This is a genomic window from Streptomyces sp. 4F14, from assembly GCF_048159485.1.
Lineage (GTDB): Bacteria > Actinomycetota > Actinomycetes > Streptomycetales > Streptomycetaceae > Streptomyces.
This window is the reverse complement of the sequence record NZ_JBLRVY010000059.1, coordinates 1-14679: the sequence shown is the minus strand read 5'-3', so window position 1 is coordinate 14679 and position 14679 is coordinate 1. Positions and strand designations below refer to the sequence as shown.

General features: G+C 71.5%; 16 protein-coding genes and 1 pseudogene. 5 read left to right on the top strand and 12 right to left on the bottom strand.

From position 1 onward, the window contains the following. The first annotated feature begins 156 nt into the window (after positions 1-156). Positions 157-618 carry a pyridoxamine 5'-phosphate oxidase family protein gene (locus ACLZOT_RS49470; protein ID WP_416975903.1) on the top strand — a complete coding sequence of 154 codons (462 nt, stop codon included), beginning with the start codon at positions 157-159 and terminating at the stop codon, positions 616-618. 227 nt (positions 619-845) lie between these two features. Here ACLZOT_RS49470 and ACLZOT_RS49465 read toward each other — a convergent pair whose 3' ends face one another. The 4 genes from ACLZOT_RS49465 to ACLZOT_RS49450 all read right to left on the bottom strand — a co-directional run bounded on the left by ACLZOT_RS49465 (position 846) and on the right by ACLZOT_RS49450 (position 4212). Further along, complete coding sequence (locus tag ACLZOT_RS49465; RefSeq protein WP_416975902.1) at positions 846-1352, bottom strand: GNAT family N-acetyltransferase; 507 nt, start codon at positions 1350-1352, stop codon at positions 846-848. Positions 1353-1363: 11 nt separating this feature from the next. Further along, positions 1364-2272, bottom strand: a complete 909-nt coding sequence (locus ACLZOT_RS49460; RefSeq protein WP_416975901.1) for an aldo/keto reductase — start codon at positions 2270-2272, stop codon at positions 1364-1366. A gap of 68 nt (positions 2273-2340) precedes the next feature. Continuing rightward, entirely contained in the window at positions 2341-3654 is a 1314-nt protein-coding gene (locus tag ACLZOT_RS49455) for an aldehyde dehydrogenase family protein (protein ID WP_416975900.1), read from the bottom strand. Between the two features lie 120 nt (positions 3655-3774). Further along, a complete protein-coding gene (locus ACLZOT_RS49450) occupies positions 3775-4212 on the bottom strand; it encodes a MarR family winged helix-turn-helix transcriptional regulator (RefSeq protein ID WP_416975899.1) in 438 nt (145 codons plus the stop codon). A 77-nt stretch (positions 4213-4289) separates the two neighbouring features. Here ACLZOT_RS49450 and ACLZOT_RS49445 point away from each other — a divergent pair, with 77 nt between their 5' ends. Continuing rightward, positions 4290-5360 carry a substrate-binding domain-containing protein gene (locus ACLZOT_RS49445; protein WP_416975898.1) on the top strand — a complete coding sequence of 357 codons (1071 nt, stop codon included), beginning with the start codon at positions 4290-4292 and terminating at the stop codon, positions 5358-5360. A gap of 69 nt (positions 5361-5429) precedes the next feature. Here ACLZOT_RS49445 and ACLZOT_RS49440 read toward each other — a convergent pair whose 3' ends face one another. The 6 genes from ACLZOT_RS49440 to ACLZOT_RS49415 form a co-directional block, all read right to left on the bottom strand. Next, positions 5430-6575, bottom strand: coding sequence for an LLM class flavin-dependent oxidoreductase (locus ACLZOT_RS49440; protein WP_416975897.1), 1146 nt, complete (start codon positions 6573-6575; stop codon positions 5430-5432). A 20-nt stretch (positions 6576-6595) separates the two neighbouring features. Then, positions 6596-7780 (bottom strand): SfnB family sulfur acquisition oxidoreductase, encoded by a 1185-nt coding sequence (locus ACLZOT_RS49435; protein WP_416975896.1) that lies wholly within the window; start codon positions 7778-7780, stop codon positions 6596-6598. After that, a complete protein-coding gene (gene ssuE / locus ACLZOT_RS49430) occupies positions 7780-8334 on the bottom strand; it encodes an NADPH-dependent FMN reductase (protein WP_416975895.1) in 555 nt (184 codons plus the stop codon). The genes ACLZOT_RS49435 and ssuE overlap by 1 nt, the downstream gene beginning before the upstream one ends. Positions 8335-8395: 61 nt before the next feature. After that, entirely contained in the window at positions 8396-9589 is a 1194-nt protein-coding gene (locus ACLZOT_RS49425; RefSeq protein WP_416975894.1) for an acyl-CoA dehydrogenase family protein, read from the bottom strand. Between the two features lie 34 nt (positions 9590-9623). Next, a complete protein-coding gene (sfnG, locus tag ACLZOT_RS49420) occupies positions 9624-10697 on the bottom strand; it encodes a dimethylsulfone monooxygenase SfnG (protein WP_416975893.1) in 1074 nt (357 codons plus the stop codon). 106 nt (positions 10698-10803) lie between these two features. Further along, positions 10804-10881, bottom strand: a complete 78-nt coding sequence (locus ACLZOT_RS49415) for a putative leader peptide (protein WP_351405193.1) — start codon at positions 10879-10881, stop codon at positions 10804-10806. Positions 10882-11025: 144 nt separating this feature from the next. Here ACLZOT_RS49415 and ACLZOT_RS49410 point away from each other — a divergent pair, with 144 nt between their 5' ends. Then, positions 11026-11973, top strand: a complete 948-nt coding sequence (locus ACLZOT_RS49410; RefSeq protein ID WP_416975892.1) for a LysR family transcriptional regulator — start codon at positions 11026-11028, stop codon at positions 11971-11973. Between the two features lie 69 nt (positions 11974-12042). Then, the gene (locus ACLZOT_RS49405) at positions 12043-12480 is read left to right on the top strand and encodes an SPW repeat protein (protein ID WP_416975891.1); all 438 of its coding nucleotides are present in this window, start codon (positions 12043-12045) and stop codon (positions 12478-12480) included. A gap of 27 nt (positions 12481-12507) precedes the next feature. On the opposite strand, the gene ACLZOT_RS49400 is transcribed toward ACLZOT_RS49405, so the two are convergent. Both ACLZOT_RS49400 and ACLZOT_RS49395 read right to left on the bottom strand, forming a co-directional pair. Beyond that, positions 12508-12948, bottom strand: a complete 441-nt coding sequence (locus ACLZOT_RS49400) for an SRPBCC domain-containing protein (protein ID WP_416975890.1) — start codon at positions 12946-12948, stop codon at positions 12508-12510. 91 nt (positions 12949-13039) lie between these two features. After that, positions 13040-13981: pseudogene (locus tag ACLZOT_RS49395) on the bottom strand (hydrolase); the annotation flags it as partial. 244 nt (positions 13982-14225) lie between these two features. Here ACLZOT_RS49395 and ACLZOT_RS49390 point away from each other — a divergent pair. Beyond that, complete coding sequence (locus ACLZOT_RS49390; RefSeq protein WP_416975889.1) at positions 14226-14489, top strand: GlsB/YeaQ/YmgE family stress response membrane protein; 264 nt, start codon at positions 14226-14228, stop codon at positions 14487-14489. Positions 14490-14679: the final 190 nt, after the last annotated feature.

Sequence of the window (14679 nt, the reverse complement as noted above, 5' to 3'; positions counted from 1 at the left end):
CGGAGCTACGGGGGCTTTCGCGCGGTGCGGCGAGAGTGCGTGCCGGGCGTCGCGACGCCGCGGAGATCCATCAGAAGCGCCCTAGGGCCTGGGAACGACCTTCGCCCCGTCTCCCGCCCGAGGTGCCGCGTCCCCGGTCCCGGATACGTTCCGCCCATGACGATCACCGAGCCGGTACGCGGCTTCGAGCACCGTAAGCGGGACACCCTGGCCCGGCTGGAACGGGAGATGGACATCTGGGTGGCCACCGCGGGGCCGGACGGGGTGCCGTGTCTGGTGGCGCTCTGGTTCGTGTGGCACGGCGACGCGCTGTGGCTGGCGACGCGGTTCACGAATCCGACGGGCCGCAACCTCGCGGGCGGCGGGCGGGTGAGGCTGGCGCTCGGGGACACCCGGGACGTCGTCCTGGTGGACGGCGAGGCCGAGGCGTACACCCTGGAGTCGGTGCCCGAGGACGCGGCGCGGGCGTTCGAGGCGAAGACCGGGTGGGACCCGCGCCGGGACGCCGCGTCGTACGGGTTCTTCCGGGTCCGCCCGCTGGAGGTGCAAGCCTGGTGCGAGCAACGGGAGTTGCCGCGCCGGCATCTGATGCGGGGCGGGGTGTGGCTGGCGGATTAGGGCGCTTCTGATGGATATCCGCGGGAGAAGGGGCGGCGTTCGGTGCGTGCTCTCGGGGTGCCGCGTGGAAGTCCTCGATGGGGGTCCCCCCGCTCAAGCGAAGTCGCGAGTGGGGGAGGAGCTACGGGGGCTTCTGCGCGGTGCCGCGAGTGGGGGTCCCCCCTGCTCGAAGAGCTTGGGGGAGCGTGCCGGGCGTCGCGACGCCGCGGAGATCCATCAGAAGCGCCCTAAGGCATCGGGTCGTCGCGCAGCACGCTGTAGCGGACCAGGTCGTGCCAGTGGCCGGCCCGGAAGGCGGCGCTGCGCAGGACGCCTTCGCGGGTGAACCCGAGTTTCTCCAGGGCGCGTTGCTCGGCGAGGTTCTCGATGTCGGTGTCGGCCTCGACGCGTTGGGCGGTGGTGTGGGCGAACAGGTAGCGCACCAGGAGGCGTTGGGCCTGTGTCCCGATGCCGCGTCCGCAGTGGTCCGGCAGGAGCTGGATGCCGATGTTCCAGCAGTGGGCGGCGCGGGTGACGCCGGCCTTGTGCCAGGCGACGAAGCCGACGGGGGCCTGGTCGGCGGCCACGGTGAGGTGGCCGCCGTCGTCGGTGAGCATGCCGTTCTCGGCCCAGCGGCGTCTGAACCGCGCGGGGTCGGCCCAGCCGAACCACTGGAAGGGGCCGGCGAGTTCGGGGTCGACCAGGAACGCCTCCAGGACCGGCAGGTCGTCCTCGCGGACCGGTCGCAGCGTCACGGAGTCACCATTCACCCCGCTACTTTACGGTGGGCCTCCTGGAGTCGGGCCAGCTCTTCGCCGGTCAGCCGCAGGGCGCCCGCCGCGACGTTCTCGGCGAGGTGGCCGGGGTTGCCGGTGCCGGGGATGGCGAGGACGTGCGGCCCCTGCGCGAGGGTCCAGGCGAGCCGGATCTGCGCGGGGGCGACCGCGTGGGCGGCGGCGATGTCCCGTACGGCGTCGTCGTGGTCGGCGGTGGCGCCCTGGGGTCCCGCGTCGCCCGCGATGGCGAAGAACGGGACGAACGCGATGCCCGACTCGCCGCACAGGCGCAGGACTTCCTCGGTCGCCGGGTCGGCGCCGCCGAGGCCGTAGCGGTTCTGGACGCTCACGACGGGGGCGATCTCCCGTGCCTCGGCGAGGTGCCGGGGTTCGACGTCGGAGACGCCGAGGTGGCGGATCAGGCCCGCGTCCCTCAACTCCGCGAGGGCGCCGAAGTGTTCGGCGATCGAGTCCTGGCGCATCCGGCGCAGGTACACGAGGTCGAGGTGGTCGCGGCCCAACTGCCGGAGGTTCTCCTCGACATGGCTGCGCAGGTCCTCGGGGCGGGCCGAAGTGTCCCACTCCCCCGCCCAGTTGCGGAACGGTCCGACCTTCACGGCGATGACCAGGTCGTCGGCGTAGGGCGCGAGGGCGCTGTTGATGAGTTCGTTCGCGGAACGCAGGGCGGAGAAGTAGAAGGCGGCCGTGTCGATGTGGTTGACGCCCAGCTCAACCGCCTTGCGCAGCACGGCGATCGAGCGGTCGCGGTCGCTGGGGGTGCCGAGGTGGAAGGCGGCGCTGCCCGTCAGCCGCATCGCGCCGAAGCCGACGCGGTTGACGGTGAGGTCGCCGAGGGTCCAGGTGCCGGAGTCCGCCGCCGTGATCTTCTCTGTGGTCATCGGCGGAGTCTCGCACAGGCACCCGGTCCTACGGATCGCGTTTCGGCCAGGCCCTGCCGAGGCGCGTCCTAGCCGAGCGGCTTGTCCAGGATGGCCTTGCGGTGGCTGAACGTCTCGATGGAGTAGCGGCCGTGGTAGTTGCCCATGCCGCTCTCGCCGACGCCGCCGAAGGGGAGGTCGGAGACGGTGAGGTGGGCGAGGGGGAGGCCGTAGCCGATGGCGCCGGAGGAGGTCTCGGCGGCGATGCGGTCACGGGTCTCGGCGGACTCGGAGAAGACGTACAGGGCGAGGGGCTTGTCGCGGTCGTTGATGAACGTCAGGGCCTCGTCGAGGCCGGCGACGGTGACGATCGGCAGGATCGGGCCGAAGATCTCCTCGCCCATGACCGGGGAGGCGGGGTCGACGTCGGCGAGGACGGTCGGGGCGATGTACTTGTCGGCGCGGTCGTGGCCGCCGCCGACGACCGTGCGGCCGGAGCCGAGGAGGCCGGTGAGGCGGTCGAAGTGGCGTTCGTTGACGATCCGGCCGTACGTGTCCGACTGCTGCGGGTCGGTGCCGTAGACGTTCTCGACGGCGCTCGCGAGGAGGGGCTCCAGGGCGGCGGCGGTCGCGGGGTCGGTGAGGACGTAGTCGGGGGCGACGCAGGTCTGGCCGGCGTTCAGGAACTTGCCGCGCGCGAGCCGGTCGGCGACGACCTTGAGGTCGGCGGTGGAGTCGACGAACGCCGGGGATTTGCCGCCGAGTTCGAGGGTGACCGGGGTGAGGTGCTCGGCGGCGGCGCGCAGGACGACGCGGCCGACGGCGCCGTTGCCGGTGTAGAAGATGTGGTCGAACTTCTCGGCGAGCAGGGCGGTGGTCTCCGGGATGCCGCCCTCGACGACGGCGACCGCGTCGGTGTCGAGGTAGGCGGGCAGCAGGCGGGCCAGGGCGGCCGAGGTCGCGGGGGCGAGTTCGCTGGGCTTGACCACGACGGCGTTGCCGGAGGCGAGGGCGCCGACGAGGGGGGTCAGCAGGAGCTGGGCCGGGTAGTTCCAGGGGGCGATGACGAGGACGACGCCGAGCGGGTCGTACTGGGTGCGGGCGGTCGCGTCGGTGCCGAGGTGCGGGGGCACCGGGGCGGGCTCGGGGGTCAGCCAGCCGGTCAGGTGGTCGAGGGTGTGGTCGATCTCGCGGACCGTGAAGCCGATCTCGGTGCGCTGCGACTCGGCGTCGCTCTTGCCGAGGTCCGCGTGGAGGGCCTCGGCGAGGTCGGCGCCCTTCTCCGTGAGCAGGTCGCGCAGGCGGCGCAGTTGCGTCGTACGCCACTCGACGGGCTGGGTGCGGCCGGTGCGGAAGGTGGTCCGCAGGCGGGTGACGACGGCGGCGGGCTGCTCGGTGGTCACGGTGGTGCCTCGCTCGGGTAGACGGTGGCGGTCTGACGCTTCTCGATCAGATGTATATAGCAACTATCGACCATGGGCCAACATTCCCCGGCCGTACGACTACTTTGCGCCACCCGGCGATCACACGCGCGTGGAGCCGTCCACCGTCTCCGCGAGGCGCACCAGCAGCGCCTTCAGCAGTTCCTCGTCACCCTCGCCCAGCGCCGGCCAGTCCCGGCGTACGGCGCGGTCCACGCGGCGCCAGTGGTCGCGGCCCCGGGGGGTGAGGTGGACGAGGATGCGGCGGCGGTCGTGCGGGTCGACGCGGCGGTGGACGAGGTTCTGGTCCACGAGCTGGTCGACGAGTTTCGTGAGCGTCGGCGGGGGCAGGAACGCGGCCTCCGCGATCGCCGACATGTGGTGCCCGGCGTCGTCGGCGAGCAGCGTCAGCACCCGCCAGGCGTCCAGGGAGCAGCCCTCCTCGTCCAGGGCCGCCTGGAGCCGGCGCGCGGACAGTCGTTCGGCCCGGGTGAGCAGGCGTATCAGGTCGTTGGGCCGGCGGGCGGACGAGGTCGACATCCTGCTCCTAGCGACGAGGTGTGTACATCGTATGAGACGCACTGGAGTTCGCCGGACGGACCCGCGACCATGGCGCCATGCCCCGCCCCGACCCCTCCGTGTTCGGCGTCGCCCTCGTGTTCCCGCTGCAAGGGCCCGCCGGGATCTTCGGGCCCGCCTGCGAGCTGTGCGCGCGGCTCGCCGCCGAGGAGGTCAACCGGGCGGGCGGGGTCCTCGGCCGGGAGCTGCGGCTGATCCCCGTCGACGGCGGCGCACCGCCCCGCGAGGTCGCCGACCGCGTCGAGTCCCTCGTCGACCTCGGGGCCGTCCAGGGCGTCACCGGCTGGCACATCTCCTCCGTACGCCAGGCCCTCGCGCCGCGCGTCGCCCACCGGGTGCCGTACGTGTACACCGCGCTGTACGAGGGCGGCGAGGACCGCGCCGGGGTCTTCCTCACCAGCGAGACGCCCCGCGACCAGCTCTGCCCGGCGATGCTCCTGCTCGCCGGGGAGCGGCGGGTGCGGCGGTGGTTCGTCGTCGGCAACGACTACGTCTGGCCCCGGCGTACGGCGCGGGCGGCGCACGCGTACGCGCGGCGGGCCGGGGGGCGGGTCATCGGCGAGGCGTACCTCCCGCTCGGCACCCACGACTTCGCGCCCGTCCTGCGCCGTATCGAACGCTCCGACGCGGACGGCGTCCTCATGCTGCTCGTCGGCAGCGACGCGGTCCGCTTCAACCGGGCGTTCGCGGGGTACGGGCTCGACGCGCGCGCCCTGCGCCTGAGCACGCTGATGGACGAGAACATGCTGTTGGCCAGCGGCCCGGCCGCGACGACCGACCTCTACAGCACCGCCGGGTTCTTCACCTCCCTCGCCACCCCCGACACCCTCGACTTCCACGGCCTCTACGCCCGCCGCTACGGCCTCGACGCCCCCTCCCCCGGGAGCCTCGGGGAGTCCTGCTACGAAGGGGTCCTGCTGCTCGCGGCCCTGCTGCGGCGGGCGGGCACGGGAGACGTCACCCGCATCGGGGCGACGGCATCCTCGGTGTCGTACGAAGGCCCCCGCGGGCTCCTCCATCTGGAAGGCAGCCACGTCCGCCAGCGGATCTATCTGGCGCGCGCGGACGGGCTGGACTTCGACGTCCTGACCGAACTGCGGACCACTTGATCGTGCCGGTCGAGTGCGGGTCCTCGGCGAGGAAGTTCTCCACGGCTCCGGACCTTGCTCGCACCCCGTTCAGCTCGCGAACGGCACCTGGGGCGACGGTGGTTGGGGCCGGCCTGCGGGGTGTGTCCACAGGTTCTCCTCCGCGAGCCTCGGCAGGACGCCCTCGCCGAACCAGTACGCCTCCTCCAGGTGGGGGTAGCCGGAGAGGACGAACTCCTCGATGCCCAGGGACGCGTATTCCTTGATGAGGGTGGCTACCTCTTCATGGGAGCCGACGAGGGCGGTGCCGGCGCCGCCCCGGACGAGGCCGATGCCGGCCCAGAGCCCGGGGTGGATCTCCAGGCCGTCGCGGTCGCCGCCGTGGAGGTCGAGCATGCGGCGCTGGCCTTCGGACTCGCTTTTGGCGAGGCCCGCCTGTACGGATTTGACGGTCTCGGGGTCGAATCCGGCGAGGAGGCGGTCCGCTTCGGCCCAGGCCGCCTCGGAGGTGTCGCGGGTGATGACGTGGAGGCGGATCCCGAAGCGGAGAGTGCGGCCGTGGCGCGCGGCGAGGGACCTGATCCAGGCGACCTTCTCGGCGACCTGGGCGGGCGGCTCGCCCCAGGTGAGGTAGACGTCCACGTACTTGGCGGCGATCTCCCCGGCGACCGGCGAGGACCCCCCGAAGTACACCTCGGGGACGGGATCGGGCACGCGCGCCAACTTCGCGTCCTCGACCCGGAGATGCTCCCCCTCCAGATCGACGGACTTGCCGTCCCACAACTCCCGTACGATCTCCAGGAATTCACCGGTACGCCGGTACCGGTCGTCCTTGTCGAGGAAGTCCCCGTAGGCCCGCTGCTCGTGGCTCTCCCCGCCGGTGACGACGTTGAGCAGGAGCCGCCCGCCGGTCTGCCGCTGGAACGTGGACGCCATCTGCGCGGCGAGCGTCGGCGAGACGAACCCGGGCCGGAAGGCGACCAGGAACTTCAGCCGCTCGGTGTGCTGGCTGACCATGGCCGTGGTGAGCCAGGCGTCCTCGCACCAGGCGCCGGTCGGCGTCAACGCGCCCACGAACCCGAGGTCTTCGGCCGCGCGGGCGATCTGGCTCAGGTAGGCGACGGTGGGCGGCCGGTCGCGTCCGGAGGCGGTCGCGGGGGTGCCGTGGCCGCCGCCGACGACATGGCGGCTGTCGCCGTTGGTCGGCAGGAACCAGTGGAAGGTCAGGGACGACATGTGGGGGTCTCCTCGGGAGGTCAGAGCAGGCCGTGGCGGGGCGGACGGGTGCCGTTGAGGACGTAGCGGCCGATGTGCTGCACCTTCCAGCGCGTCGGGTCGTGCAGCGTGTGGGTGCGGGCGTCGCGCCAATGCCGGTGCAGGTTCAGGGAGTTGAGGGCGGAGCGGGTGCCGGAGACCTCGAAGAGGGCGGCGGCGACGTCGACGGCGGCCTGCGCGGCGGTCACCTTCGCGGCGGCGACCGCGATGGACGCCTCGGCTGCGGTCGCGTCGGTCAACTCCGCCCGCGCGGCGTCGACAGCCCGCGCCGCCTCCTTCAACAGGGCGTCCGAGGCCCGGACTTGGATCGCCAGTTCCCCGAACCGCTGGATGAGCAGCGGGTCTTCGGCGGCGGTCTCGTACCCGCTCTCGAACCACGGCCGGCTCTTGGTGCGGACGAAGTCGACGGCTTCGACGAGCGCGCCGCCCGCGATCCCGGCGTCGATGGCGGCGTGCAGCAACTGGGCGACGGCGCCGTGGAGTTGAGGGCCCTCGAAGGTGAGGTGGTGCGGGAAGACGCGGTCCGCCGGGACGGGTACGGCGCCGAGGTGGACGGTTCCGCTGGCGGTCGTGCGCTGGCCGAGGCCGTCCCAGTCGTCGACGACGTTCACGCCGGGCGCGTCGGCGGGGACGTACGCGACGTACAGCTTGTCGTCCTCGGCGCGGGCCAGGACCGGGATCCAGTGGGCGAACAGGGCTCCGGTGGAGTAGTTCTTGGTGCCGGTGAGGGTGTGGGAGCCGTCGGGGCGGCGGTCGAGGCGGGTGCGGATGTCCTGGACGTGTTTCGTGCCGGCCTCGGACTGGGCGTTGCCGAGGCGGCGGCCGGCGAGGATCTCGTCGTAGAAGAACTTCCGCTGCTGCTCGGTGCCTCGGCGGCGGATGACGTTGACGTAGACGAAGTGGCTCTGCGGGATCTGGGCGAGGCTGCCGTCGGCGGTGGCGAGGAGGCGGAAGATCTCGGCGAGGGTCACCGCGTCGACGTCGGCGCCGCCGTGCTCGGCGGGGACGGTGACGGCGAGCAGGCCCGAGGCCGAGAGGCGGTCCAACTCGGCGCGGGGCAGGCGGCGTTCGCGGTCGCGGGCCGAGGCGTCGGTACGGAACTCGGCCGCCAGCGCCCGCGCGACCGTGAGCGCCTCGGCCGCGTCGGCGATCACGTGCGCGGCCATCAGCTCGCCGCCGCCAGGTAGGCGGTCCGGCCGAGGGCGGCCGAGAACTGGTCGACGACCCCCGCGAGGGCCTCGGCGGAGCCGGGGGCGACGGTGACCGTGCCGTCGTCGTGCGTGGTGATGTCCTTGTCGAGGGTGAACCAGCCCTGCACGATGTGCGCGGCGCCCATCGAGGTGAGGACCGGGCGCAGCGCGTAGTCCAGGGCGAGGACGTGCGCGGTGGAGCCGCCGGTCGCGAGCGGCAGGACGGTCTTGCCGGTGAGCGCGTACTGCGGGAGAAGGTCGAGGAGGGCTTTGAGGACGCCGGAGTAGGACGCCTTGTAGACGGGGGTGCCGATGACCACGCCGTCGGCGCTCGCGAAGAGTTCGGTGGCCTCGACGATCGCCGGGTGCTGGAAGTCGGCGCCGAGCAACGCCTCGGCGGGGATCGTGCGGACGTCCAAAGGGATCACGCGGTGGCCCTGCGCGGTGAGGCGCTGGTCGAGGTGGCGCAGGAGGCGGCCGGTGCGGGAGGAGGGAGACGGGCTGCCGGAGACGGACAGGACGGTGGCCATGGGGTCCTCTTTCGAGAAGGGGGTGCTCCTCTGCTCCATGAGGAGCACCCCGGGGGAGCGGTCAGGAGTACCAGGTCGGTTCGGGCAGTTCGCCGTCCAGGACCCAGCGGCCCACCTCGCGGCGCTTGTAGGCGACGGGGTCGTGGAGGGTGTGGGTGCGGACGTTGCGCCAGAACCGGTCCAGGCCCTCGGCGGAAGCCGTCGCCCGCGCGCCGGTGACCTCGAAGACCCGGTTGGTGGCCTCCAGGGCGACGTCGGTGGCGCGCGCCTTGACCGCCGCGACCCGTACCTCGAAGGCGCCGCGCGTCTCGGGGGTGACCGCGTCGGGCTCGTCGTGCAGCTTCTGCCCCTCCAGGGCGACCGCGTCGGCGAGGGCCTCGGCCGCCCAGAGCTTGGCGGTGAGGTCGCCGTAGACGTCGATGACGTACGGCTCGTCGACGGCGCGGTCGTGGCCGCTGTGCAGCCAGGAGCGGGACTTGGTGCGGGTGTAGGTCGCGGCGGTCTCCAGGGCGCCGGCCGCGATGCCCAGGTAGAAGTTGACGAAGACGAGCTGGATGGTGGGGACGTTGAGGGTGTTGTACGTGCGCGGCTGGAACTCCTTGCCGGCATAGCCGAGGGCGTCGGTCCAGGGGGCGCGGACGGCGTCGATGGTGACGCCGCCGGACTCGGTGAGGCGCTGGCCGATGTTGTCCCAGTCGTCGTGGAAGGTCAGGCCCCGGCTGGTGGAGGGGACGACGGCGAAGACATGGTTGTCGGTGCCGTCCAGGACGCCTTCGAGGACGGTGACGTCGGAGACCTTGCTGCCGGTGGAGAAGGTCTTGGCGCCGGTGAAGACGAGGTCGTCGCCGTCCTCGGTGACCGTCACGTCGTGGTCGCGGGGGTTGACGGCGCCGCCGAAGAACCAGGTCTCTCGGGTGGCCTCGGCCTCCAGGCGCTCCCACTGCTCGCGGGTGCCGACCAGGCGGGCGGCCCAGAACCACAGGTAGTGGTAGCCGAGGAGCTGGCCGATGGAGCCGTCGGCCTTGGCGATCTCGCGGACGGCGCGGTAGGCGGTCGGCCAGTCCTGGCCCGCGCCGCCGTGCTCGGTGGGGCCGAGCAGGGTGACGAGACCGGCGTCCTTGAGGAGCTGTATCTCGGCGTGCGGGGTGGCGCCGGCCTTGTCGCGGGCGGCGGCGTCGGTGGCGAGGACGGCGGCCACCTCGGTGGCGCGCGCGATCCAGTACTCGGCGGTCTTCGCGGGGGTCTCGGTGCTCATGGTCGTACGTCCTTTCCTTCGGGGTGACGGTGTGTCAGGCGGTCTGCTGGGCTTCGAGTTCGCGTACCAGCGGGAGCACCTTCTTGCCGAAGTACTCGACTTCTTCGTGGTAGTGGAGGAAGCCGAGGAGGAAGAGGTCGACGCCGAGTTTCCTGTAGGCGACGATCCGCTCGGCGATCTGCTCGGGGGTGCCGATCAGGCCGGTGCGGAAACCGTCGTTGTACTGCACGAGGTCATCGAAGGTGGAGTCCTGCCACATGCCCTTCTTGTCGGCGGTGGACTGTCCCGCCTGTTTCACGGCCGCGCCGAATCCCTCGACGGCTTCGCGGTCGGCCTTGGCGACGATCTCGCGCAGCGTGTCGCGGGCCTCGGCCTCGGTGTCGCGGGCGATGAGGAAGCCGTTGAGGCCGAACTTGGGTGCGGTGCGGCCCACTTGGGCGGCGGACTTGCGGATGTCGTCGATCTGTTCGGTGACGCCCTCGAAGTCCTTGCCGTTGGAGAAGTACCAGTCGGAGACGCGGCCCGCCATCGCGCGGGCGGCGGTCGAGTTGCCGCCCTGGAAGATCTCCGGGGTGTGCAGCGGCTTGGGCTTCAGGGTGAAGTCCCGCAACCGGTAGAAGTCCCCGGCGAGTTCGGTGTGGTCCTCGGTCCAGATCGAGCGCAGCGCGGTGATGAACTCCTCGGCGCGGCGGTAGCGTTCGTCGTGCTCCAGCCAGGGTTCGCCGAGGGCGGTGAACTCGCCCTTGAACCAGCCGGAGACGACGTTGACGGCGAACCGTCCGTTGGACAGGTGGTCGGCGGTGGCGCCGAGTTTGGCGAGGACGCCGGGGTGCCACAGGCCGGGGTGGACGGCGGCGATGACCTTGAGGCGTTCGGTGGCGAGGAGGAGGGCGAGGGAGAAGCTGGTGGACTCGTGCTGGAACTCGGCGCCGTAGCTGGCCATGTAGCGGACCTGGCTGAGGGCGTACTCGAAGCCGTTGTTCTCGGCGAGGACGGCGAGTTCGCGGTTGTAGTCGTAGCCCCAGTCGGTGCGTTGCTCGATGGAACTGGTGACGAGTCCACCGCTGACGTTGGGGACCCAGTAGGCGAATTTCACGGGTTCGGACATGCGGAACTCCTGAAGCGTTTTTGGGCACGCCGAATTCAAGAGGTGCCGAATGGCAGGGAATTCAGGCGGCGGGAAACGGGAACTGCGGCGGATCTGCGGGGGTTGATCAGGCCGCGGCGCGACAGGAGGCGCTGGAGACGCGTGCGAGGTCGACATGGCGTCGCCGCGTGAGGTCCAGTCGCATCATCATGCCGTCGATCGTGGCAGCCGTCCGTCGAGGCCGTCAAGGAGAACCCGACCGGTCTCGGATCGCGGACCATTGAATTTCACGAAGGTGTGACAGGGAAACCCTTGAACGCGCCGGGAATCGGCCCGCATTCTGCCGGGCATGCGGACGGAACAGCTCGAATACATCGCGGCGGTCACCCGGCTCGGCTCCCTGCGCCGGGCGGCGGAGGAACTGCGGCTCTCCCAGCCCGCGTTGAGCGAGACGGTGCGGAACCTGGAGCGGGAGCTCGGGGTGGACCTGCTGGAGCGCAAGCGGTCGGGGGCGACGATGAGCGCCTCCGGCCGGGAGCTGCTGCCGCACATCATCGGGGTGCTGGACGCGGTGGACCGGCTGCGGTCGGCCGCCGGTGAGCAGCATCGGACCAGCCGGATGGTGCGGGTCGGGACGGTCAACGCGGCGACCGTGCCGCTGCTGATCCCGGTGGTGCGGGAGTTCCGGCGGGCCCATCCGCTGACGCAGGTCGAGGTGGTGGGGGCGCAGCAGTCCGACATCCAGCGGGCGCTGCTGGAAGGGGGGTTCGACCTCGGGCTCGTCAACCATCTCGAAGGGGACGACATGCCGGCCGAGTTCGCGTCGACGGAGCTGCTGCGGGGGCGGCCGGTGGTGGTGATGCATCCGGGGTGTCCGCTGGTGTCGCGGGAGGCGGTCGGGGTGGAGGAGCTGGCGGGGGTGCCGTTGATCGGGATGCGGTCGGGGTACGTCATGCACCGCTACGTCCACCGGCTGCTCGGGGGGAGCGGGCCGTCGTTCGCGTACTCCACGGACGGGGCGGAGATGGGGAAGCTGATGGTCGCGGAGGGGCTGGGGGTGACGGTGCTGCCGGACTTCAGCGTCGTGGGGGATCCTCCCCCAGCCTTCGGCCGGGGGGACCCCCATTCGCTGCGCTCGCGGCTGGGGGCGATCACGTACCGGCCGCTGGCGGGGCGTACCCCGCAGGTGCTGCTGGTGCTGCGGCGCCGGCGGGCGGGGGCGGTGCCTCAGGCCGCGCGGGATCTGCACGACACCTTCGTCCACACAGCACTACACCTGACACAGCACTACACATAAACGAAAAATAAGAGCAGAATAGAAGGAAAAGCGGCGTTATCACCGCGATCACGTCGAAGGAGACGAATCATGGCCAACGTCTCGCCCACCCGAGGTGACATAGCGACTCACCCCGATGTCTCCGAGATGCGGGACCGGTACGCCCGCATGCTCGGCGGTCGTGATGTGGCGCTCGTGGACGGACCGGTGTTCCTGCTCGGTCTGTACTGCGCCGTATCCCCCTGGATCCTCCACTACACCGGCAGTCAACCACCCCTCATGACCCACAACCTGATCGTGGGCATCGCGATCGCCCTCCTGGGCATCGGCTTCACCGTGGCGCCCGCCCGTATGTACGGGCTCAGCTGGGCCATGTGCGCACTGGGCGTGTGGATGGTCATCGCCCCGTGGGTCGTCGGCAGCAGCCCGGACACCGGGGTGAAGCTGAACAACATCATCATCGGCGCGCTGGCCGTGATCCTGGGGGTGATGTGCGCCGGCACGGCGGCGAGGAGCACGAAACCCTGAAGCCCGCCCCGACCCGACCGGGCCGCCTCAGCCCTCCGGAACCGTCCAGGGTTCCGTCGCCAGGGGCCGCCCGGTCTCCAGCGTCGTCTTGAGGTTGGAGAGCACGGCGGGCCAGCCGGAGGACACGGCGGCGAGTTCAGCTGCGTCGGCGAGGTCCGTGTGCGTGAGGGTGAGCCGGACGATCTCCCCGTACGCCTCGATGCCGAACGCGACCCGCGAGGCCCGCTCCGGCTCCTCGGGCGCGGCCCACGTCGTCACGAGCCGCTCGGGCCGACGGCTCTCCACGACCTCCCCGACCACGTCCGCGACCCCGGACCCGTCGGTGCGCACATGCTCCCAGCGCGACCCCTCCACCCAGTCCGACACGTTGCCGTGCCCCCAGTAGGCGGCGGTCAGTTCGGCGTCGGTGAGCGCGTCCCAGACCTGCTCGGCACGGGCGCCGACATAGAGGACGTACGTGTACTCCATCGTTTCCCTCGCTCCGTCTCGCCGCCACGCTTCCACAGGCACGGCAGCGCCGCATCCCCGCGCCGGGGATGCGGCGGAGGCCGGTCGGTCAGGACGCCTTCGAGAGCCAGTCCGTCGCGTTCAGGGCGAGGGCCGCGTTCGTGGCGCCCGAGTCGTTCCAGCCGTCGTAGAGGGTGTTGCCGGACTGGCCGGTGCCGTCGTCGATGGGGCTGCTGTCGCCCCAGAAGGCGATGCGGCCGGAGCCGAAGGTGGAGGTGAGGAAGAAGGCGCCGGTGTTGCCGGAGTAGCCGGAGCGGTAGAGGAGGCCCTTGGCCGTGGAGTTGTCGGCGGGCTTGATCGTGGCCGTCGTGCCGCTCGCGATGAGGCTCTTGGTGACCGTGCCGAAGGAGCCGTGCAGGACGGGGTCCGTGGAGTCGGTGATGGCGGCGGGGTAGCCGGAGCTGATGCTCAGGGAGTCGATGGAGAAGCCGAACGGGTCGGTGGAGTCGACGGAGTTGTTCGTCATGAGGTCGTTGAGGATCTCCACCGCGTCCTCGCCGTCGTTGTTGCGGTCGGCGCCCGTGTGGTCGGAGATCATGAAGAGGCCGCCGCCGTTCTTCACGAAGGTCATGATCGCGGTCTTCTCGGCAGCCGTGAACAGGGTGTTGGGCTCCGGCAGGACGAGCGTGTCGAAGTTCTTCAGGTCCGTCGCCGAGGAGCCGCCGTAGCTGAGGCTCGACCCCGACGGCAGCGTCTTGAGGCTGTAGTCCCCGGTCTGCTGGAGCGCCACGCCCCAGGAGGACAGCGCCCCCGTCCAGTCCGACTCGTCGGACGGCGCGGAGTCCTCGCCCAGCGGGTCGGGCTGGCTGGTGGAGATGATCCAGTCCGCGTTGCCCGCGGTCTCGGCGTGCGCGTTGTCGAAGAGGACGCGGTGGGCGGTGGCCGCCTGCGAGGGCGTGGCGGCGGTGAGCTGGAGCGTGACGCCCGCGGCGAGCAGGCCGAGTGCGGCGAGTGTGCTGGTGGCCTTGGCGTGGGGACGTGCGATACCGGGCATCCGGCGGACCTCCGTGTGAAGGATGGGGGGAAAGAGGCGGGTGCGGGTACGGGTCGCGTACGCGAAGACCCAGGCCGAACGGGTCTACGCGCATTGACCGCTTGAAAGGTACATGGCGCCCAGGTGGGGGAACCATCAAGCGCCGGCGAGGAGAAGATCAAGGCCAGGCAATGACCCCGGCGGAGTGTTCCGCGCCCGGGAGGGCACCCGTAGGGCGACGGGATCCCGACTCGAAGGGGCGAAGATGGAGATCTCCGGAATCATCAGCGCGATCGTCATCGGCTGCGTCATCGGCGTACTCGGCCGCCTCGTCGTCCCCGGCCGCCAGCACATCGGCGTCCTGTGGACCATCCTCGTCGGCATCGCCGCCGCCCTCGTCGGCTCCGCCCTCGCCGGCGGCCTCGACGTCCGGGACACGGACGGCGTCGACTGGATCGAGTGGCTCATCCAGATCGGCCTGGCGGCGGTGGGGGTCACGGCCCTGGAACGCACGAAGTCGCGCCGCTGAGGGGGGCGCCGGAGCGGCGGGCCCACTCGACGCGGCCCGCGCATGCCCTGTACGACGCGCCGCGAACCCTGCCGGAACGGGGGGTCGCGGCGCGGGCGTGCGGCCCCGGGCCCCCCCCCCCCCCCCCCCCCCCCCGCCCGGCCCCCCCCCCCCCCCCCCCCCCCCCCCCCCCCCCCCCCCCCCCCCCCCC

Coding starts and splice junctions, on each gene's coding strand:
- ACLZOT_RS49415 (WP_351405193.1), bottom strand. CDS start 10,881: ATGCGACTGGACCTCACGCGGCGACGCCATGTCGACCTCGCACGCGTC.
- ACLZOT_RS49410 (WP_416975892.1), top strand. CDS start 11,026: ATGCGGACGGAACAGCTCGAATACATCGCGGCGGTCACCCGGCTCGGC.
- sfnG (WP_416975893.1), bottom strand. CDS start 10,697: ATGTCCGAACCCGTGAAATTCGCCTACTGGGTCCCCAACGTCAGCGGT.
- ACLZOT_RS49405 (WP_416975891.1), top strand. CDS start 12,043: ATGGCCAACGTCTCGCCCACCCGAGGTGACATAGCGACTCACCCCGAT.
- ACLZOT_RS49460 (WP_416975901.1), bottom strand. CDS start 2,272: ATGACCACAGAGAAGATCACGGCGGCGGACTCCGGCACCTGGACCCTC.
- ACLZOT_RS49445 (WP_416975898.1), top strand. CDS start 4,290: ATGCCCCGCCCCGACCCCTCCGTGTTCGGCGTCGCCCTCGTGTTCCCG.
- ssuE (WP_416975895.1), bottom strand. CDS start 8,334: ATGGCCACCGTCCTGTCCGTCTCCGGCAGCCCGTCTCCCTCCTCCCGC.
- ACLZOT_RS49400 (WP_416975890.1), bottom strand. CDS start 12,948: ATGGAGTACACGTACGTCCTCTATGTCGGCGCCCGTGCCGAGCAGGTC.
- ACLZOT_RS49390 (WP_416975889.1), top strand. CDS start 14,226: ATGGAGATCTCCGGAATCATCAGCGCGATCGTCATCGGCTGCGTCATC.
- ACLZOT_RS49425 (WP_416975894.1), bottom strand. CDS start 9,589: ATGAGCACCGAGACCCCCGCGAAGACCGCCGAGTACTGGATCGCGCGC.
- ACLZOT_RS49440 (WP_416975897.1), bottom strand. CDS start 6,575: ATGTCGTCCCTGACCTTCCACTGGTTCCTGCCGACCAACGGCGACAGC.
- ACLZOT_RS49435 (WP_416975896.1), bottom strand. CDS start 7,780: ATGGCCGCGCACGTGATCGCCGACGCGGCCGAGGCGCTCACGGTCGCG.
- ACLZOT_RS49450 (WP_416975899.1), bottom strand. CDS start 4,212: ATGTCGACCTCGTCCGCCCGCCGGCCCAACGACCTGATACGCCTGCTC.
- ACLZOT_RS49470 (WP_416975903.1), top strand. CDS start 157: ATGACGATCACCGAGCCGGTACGCGGCTTCGAGCACCGTAAGCGGGAC.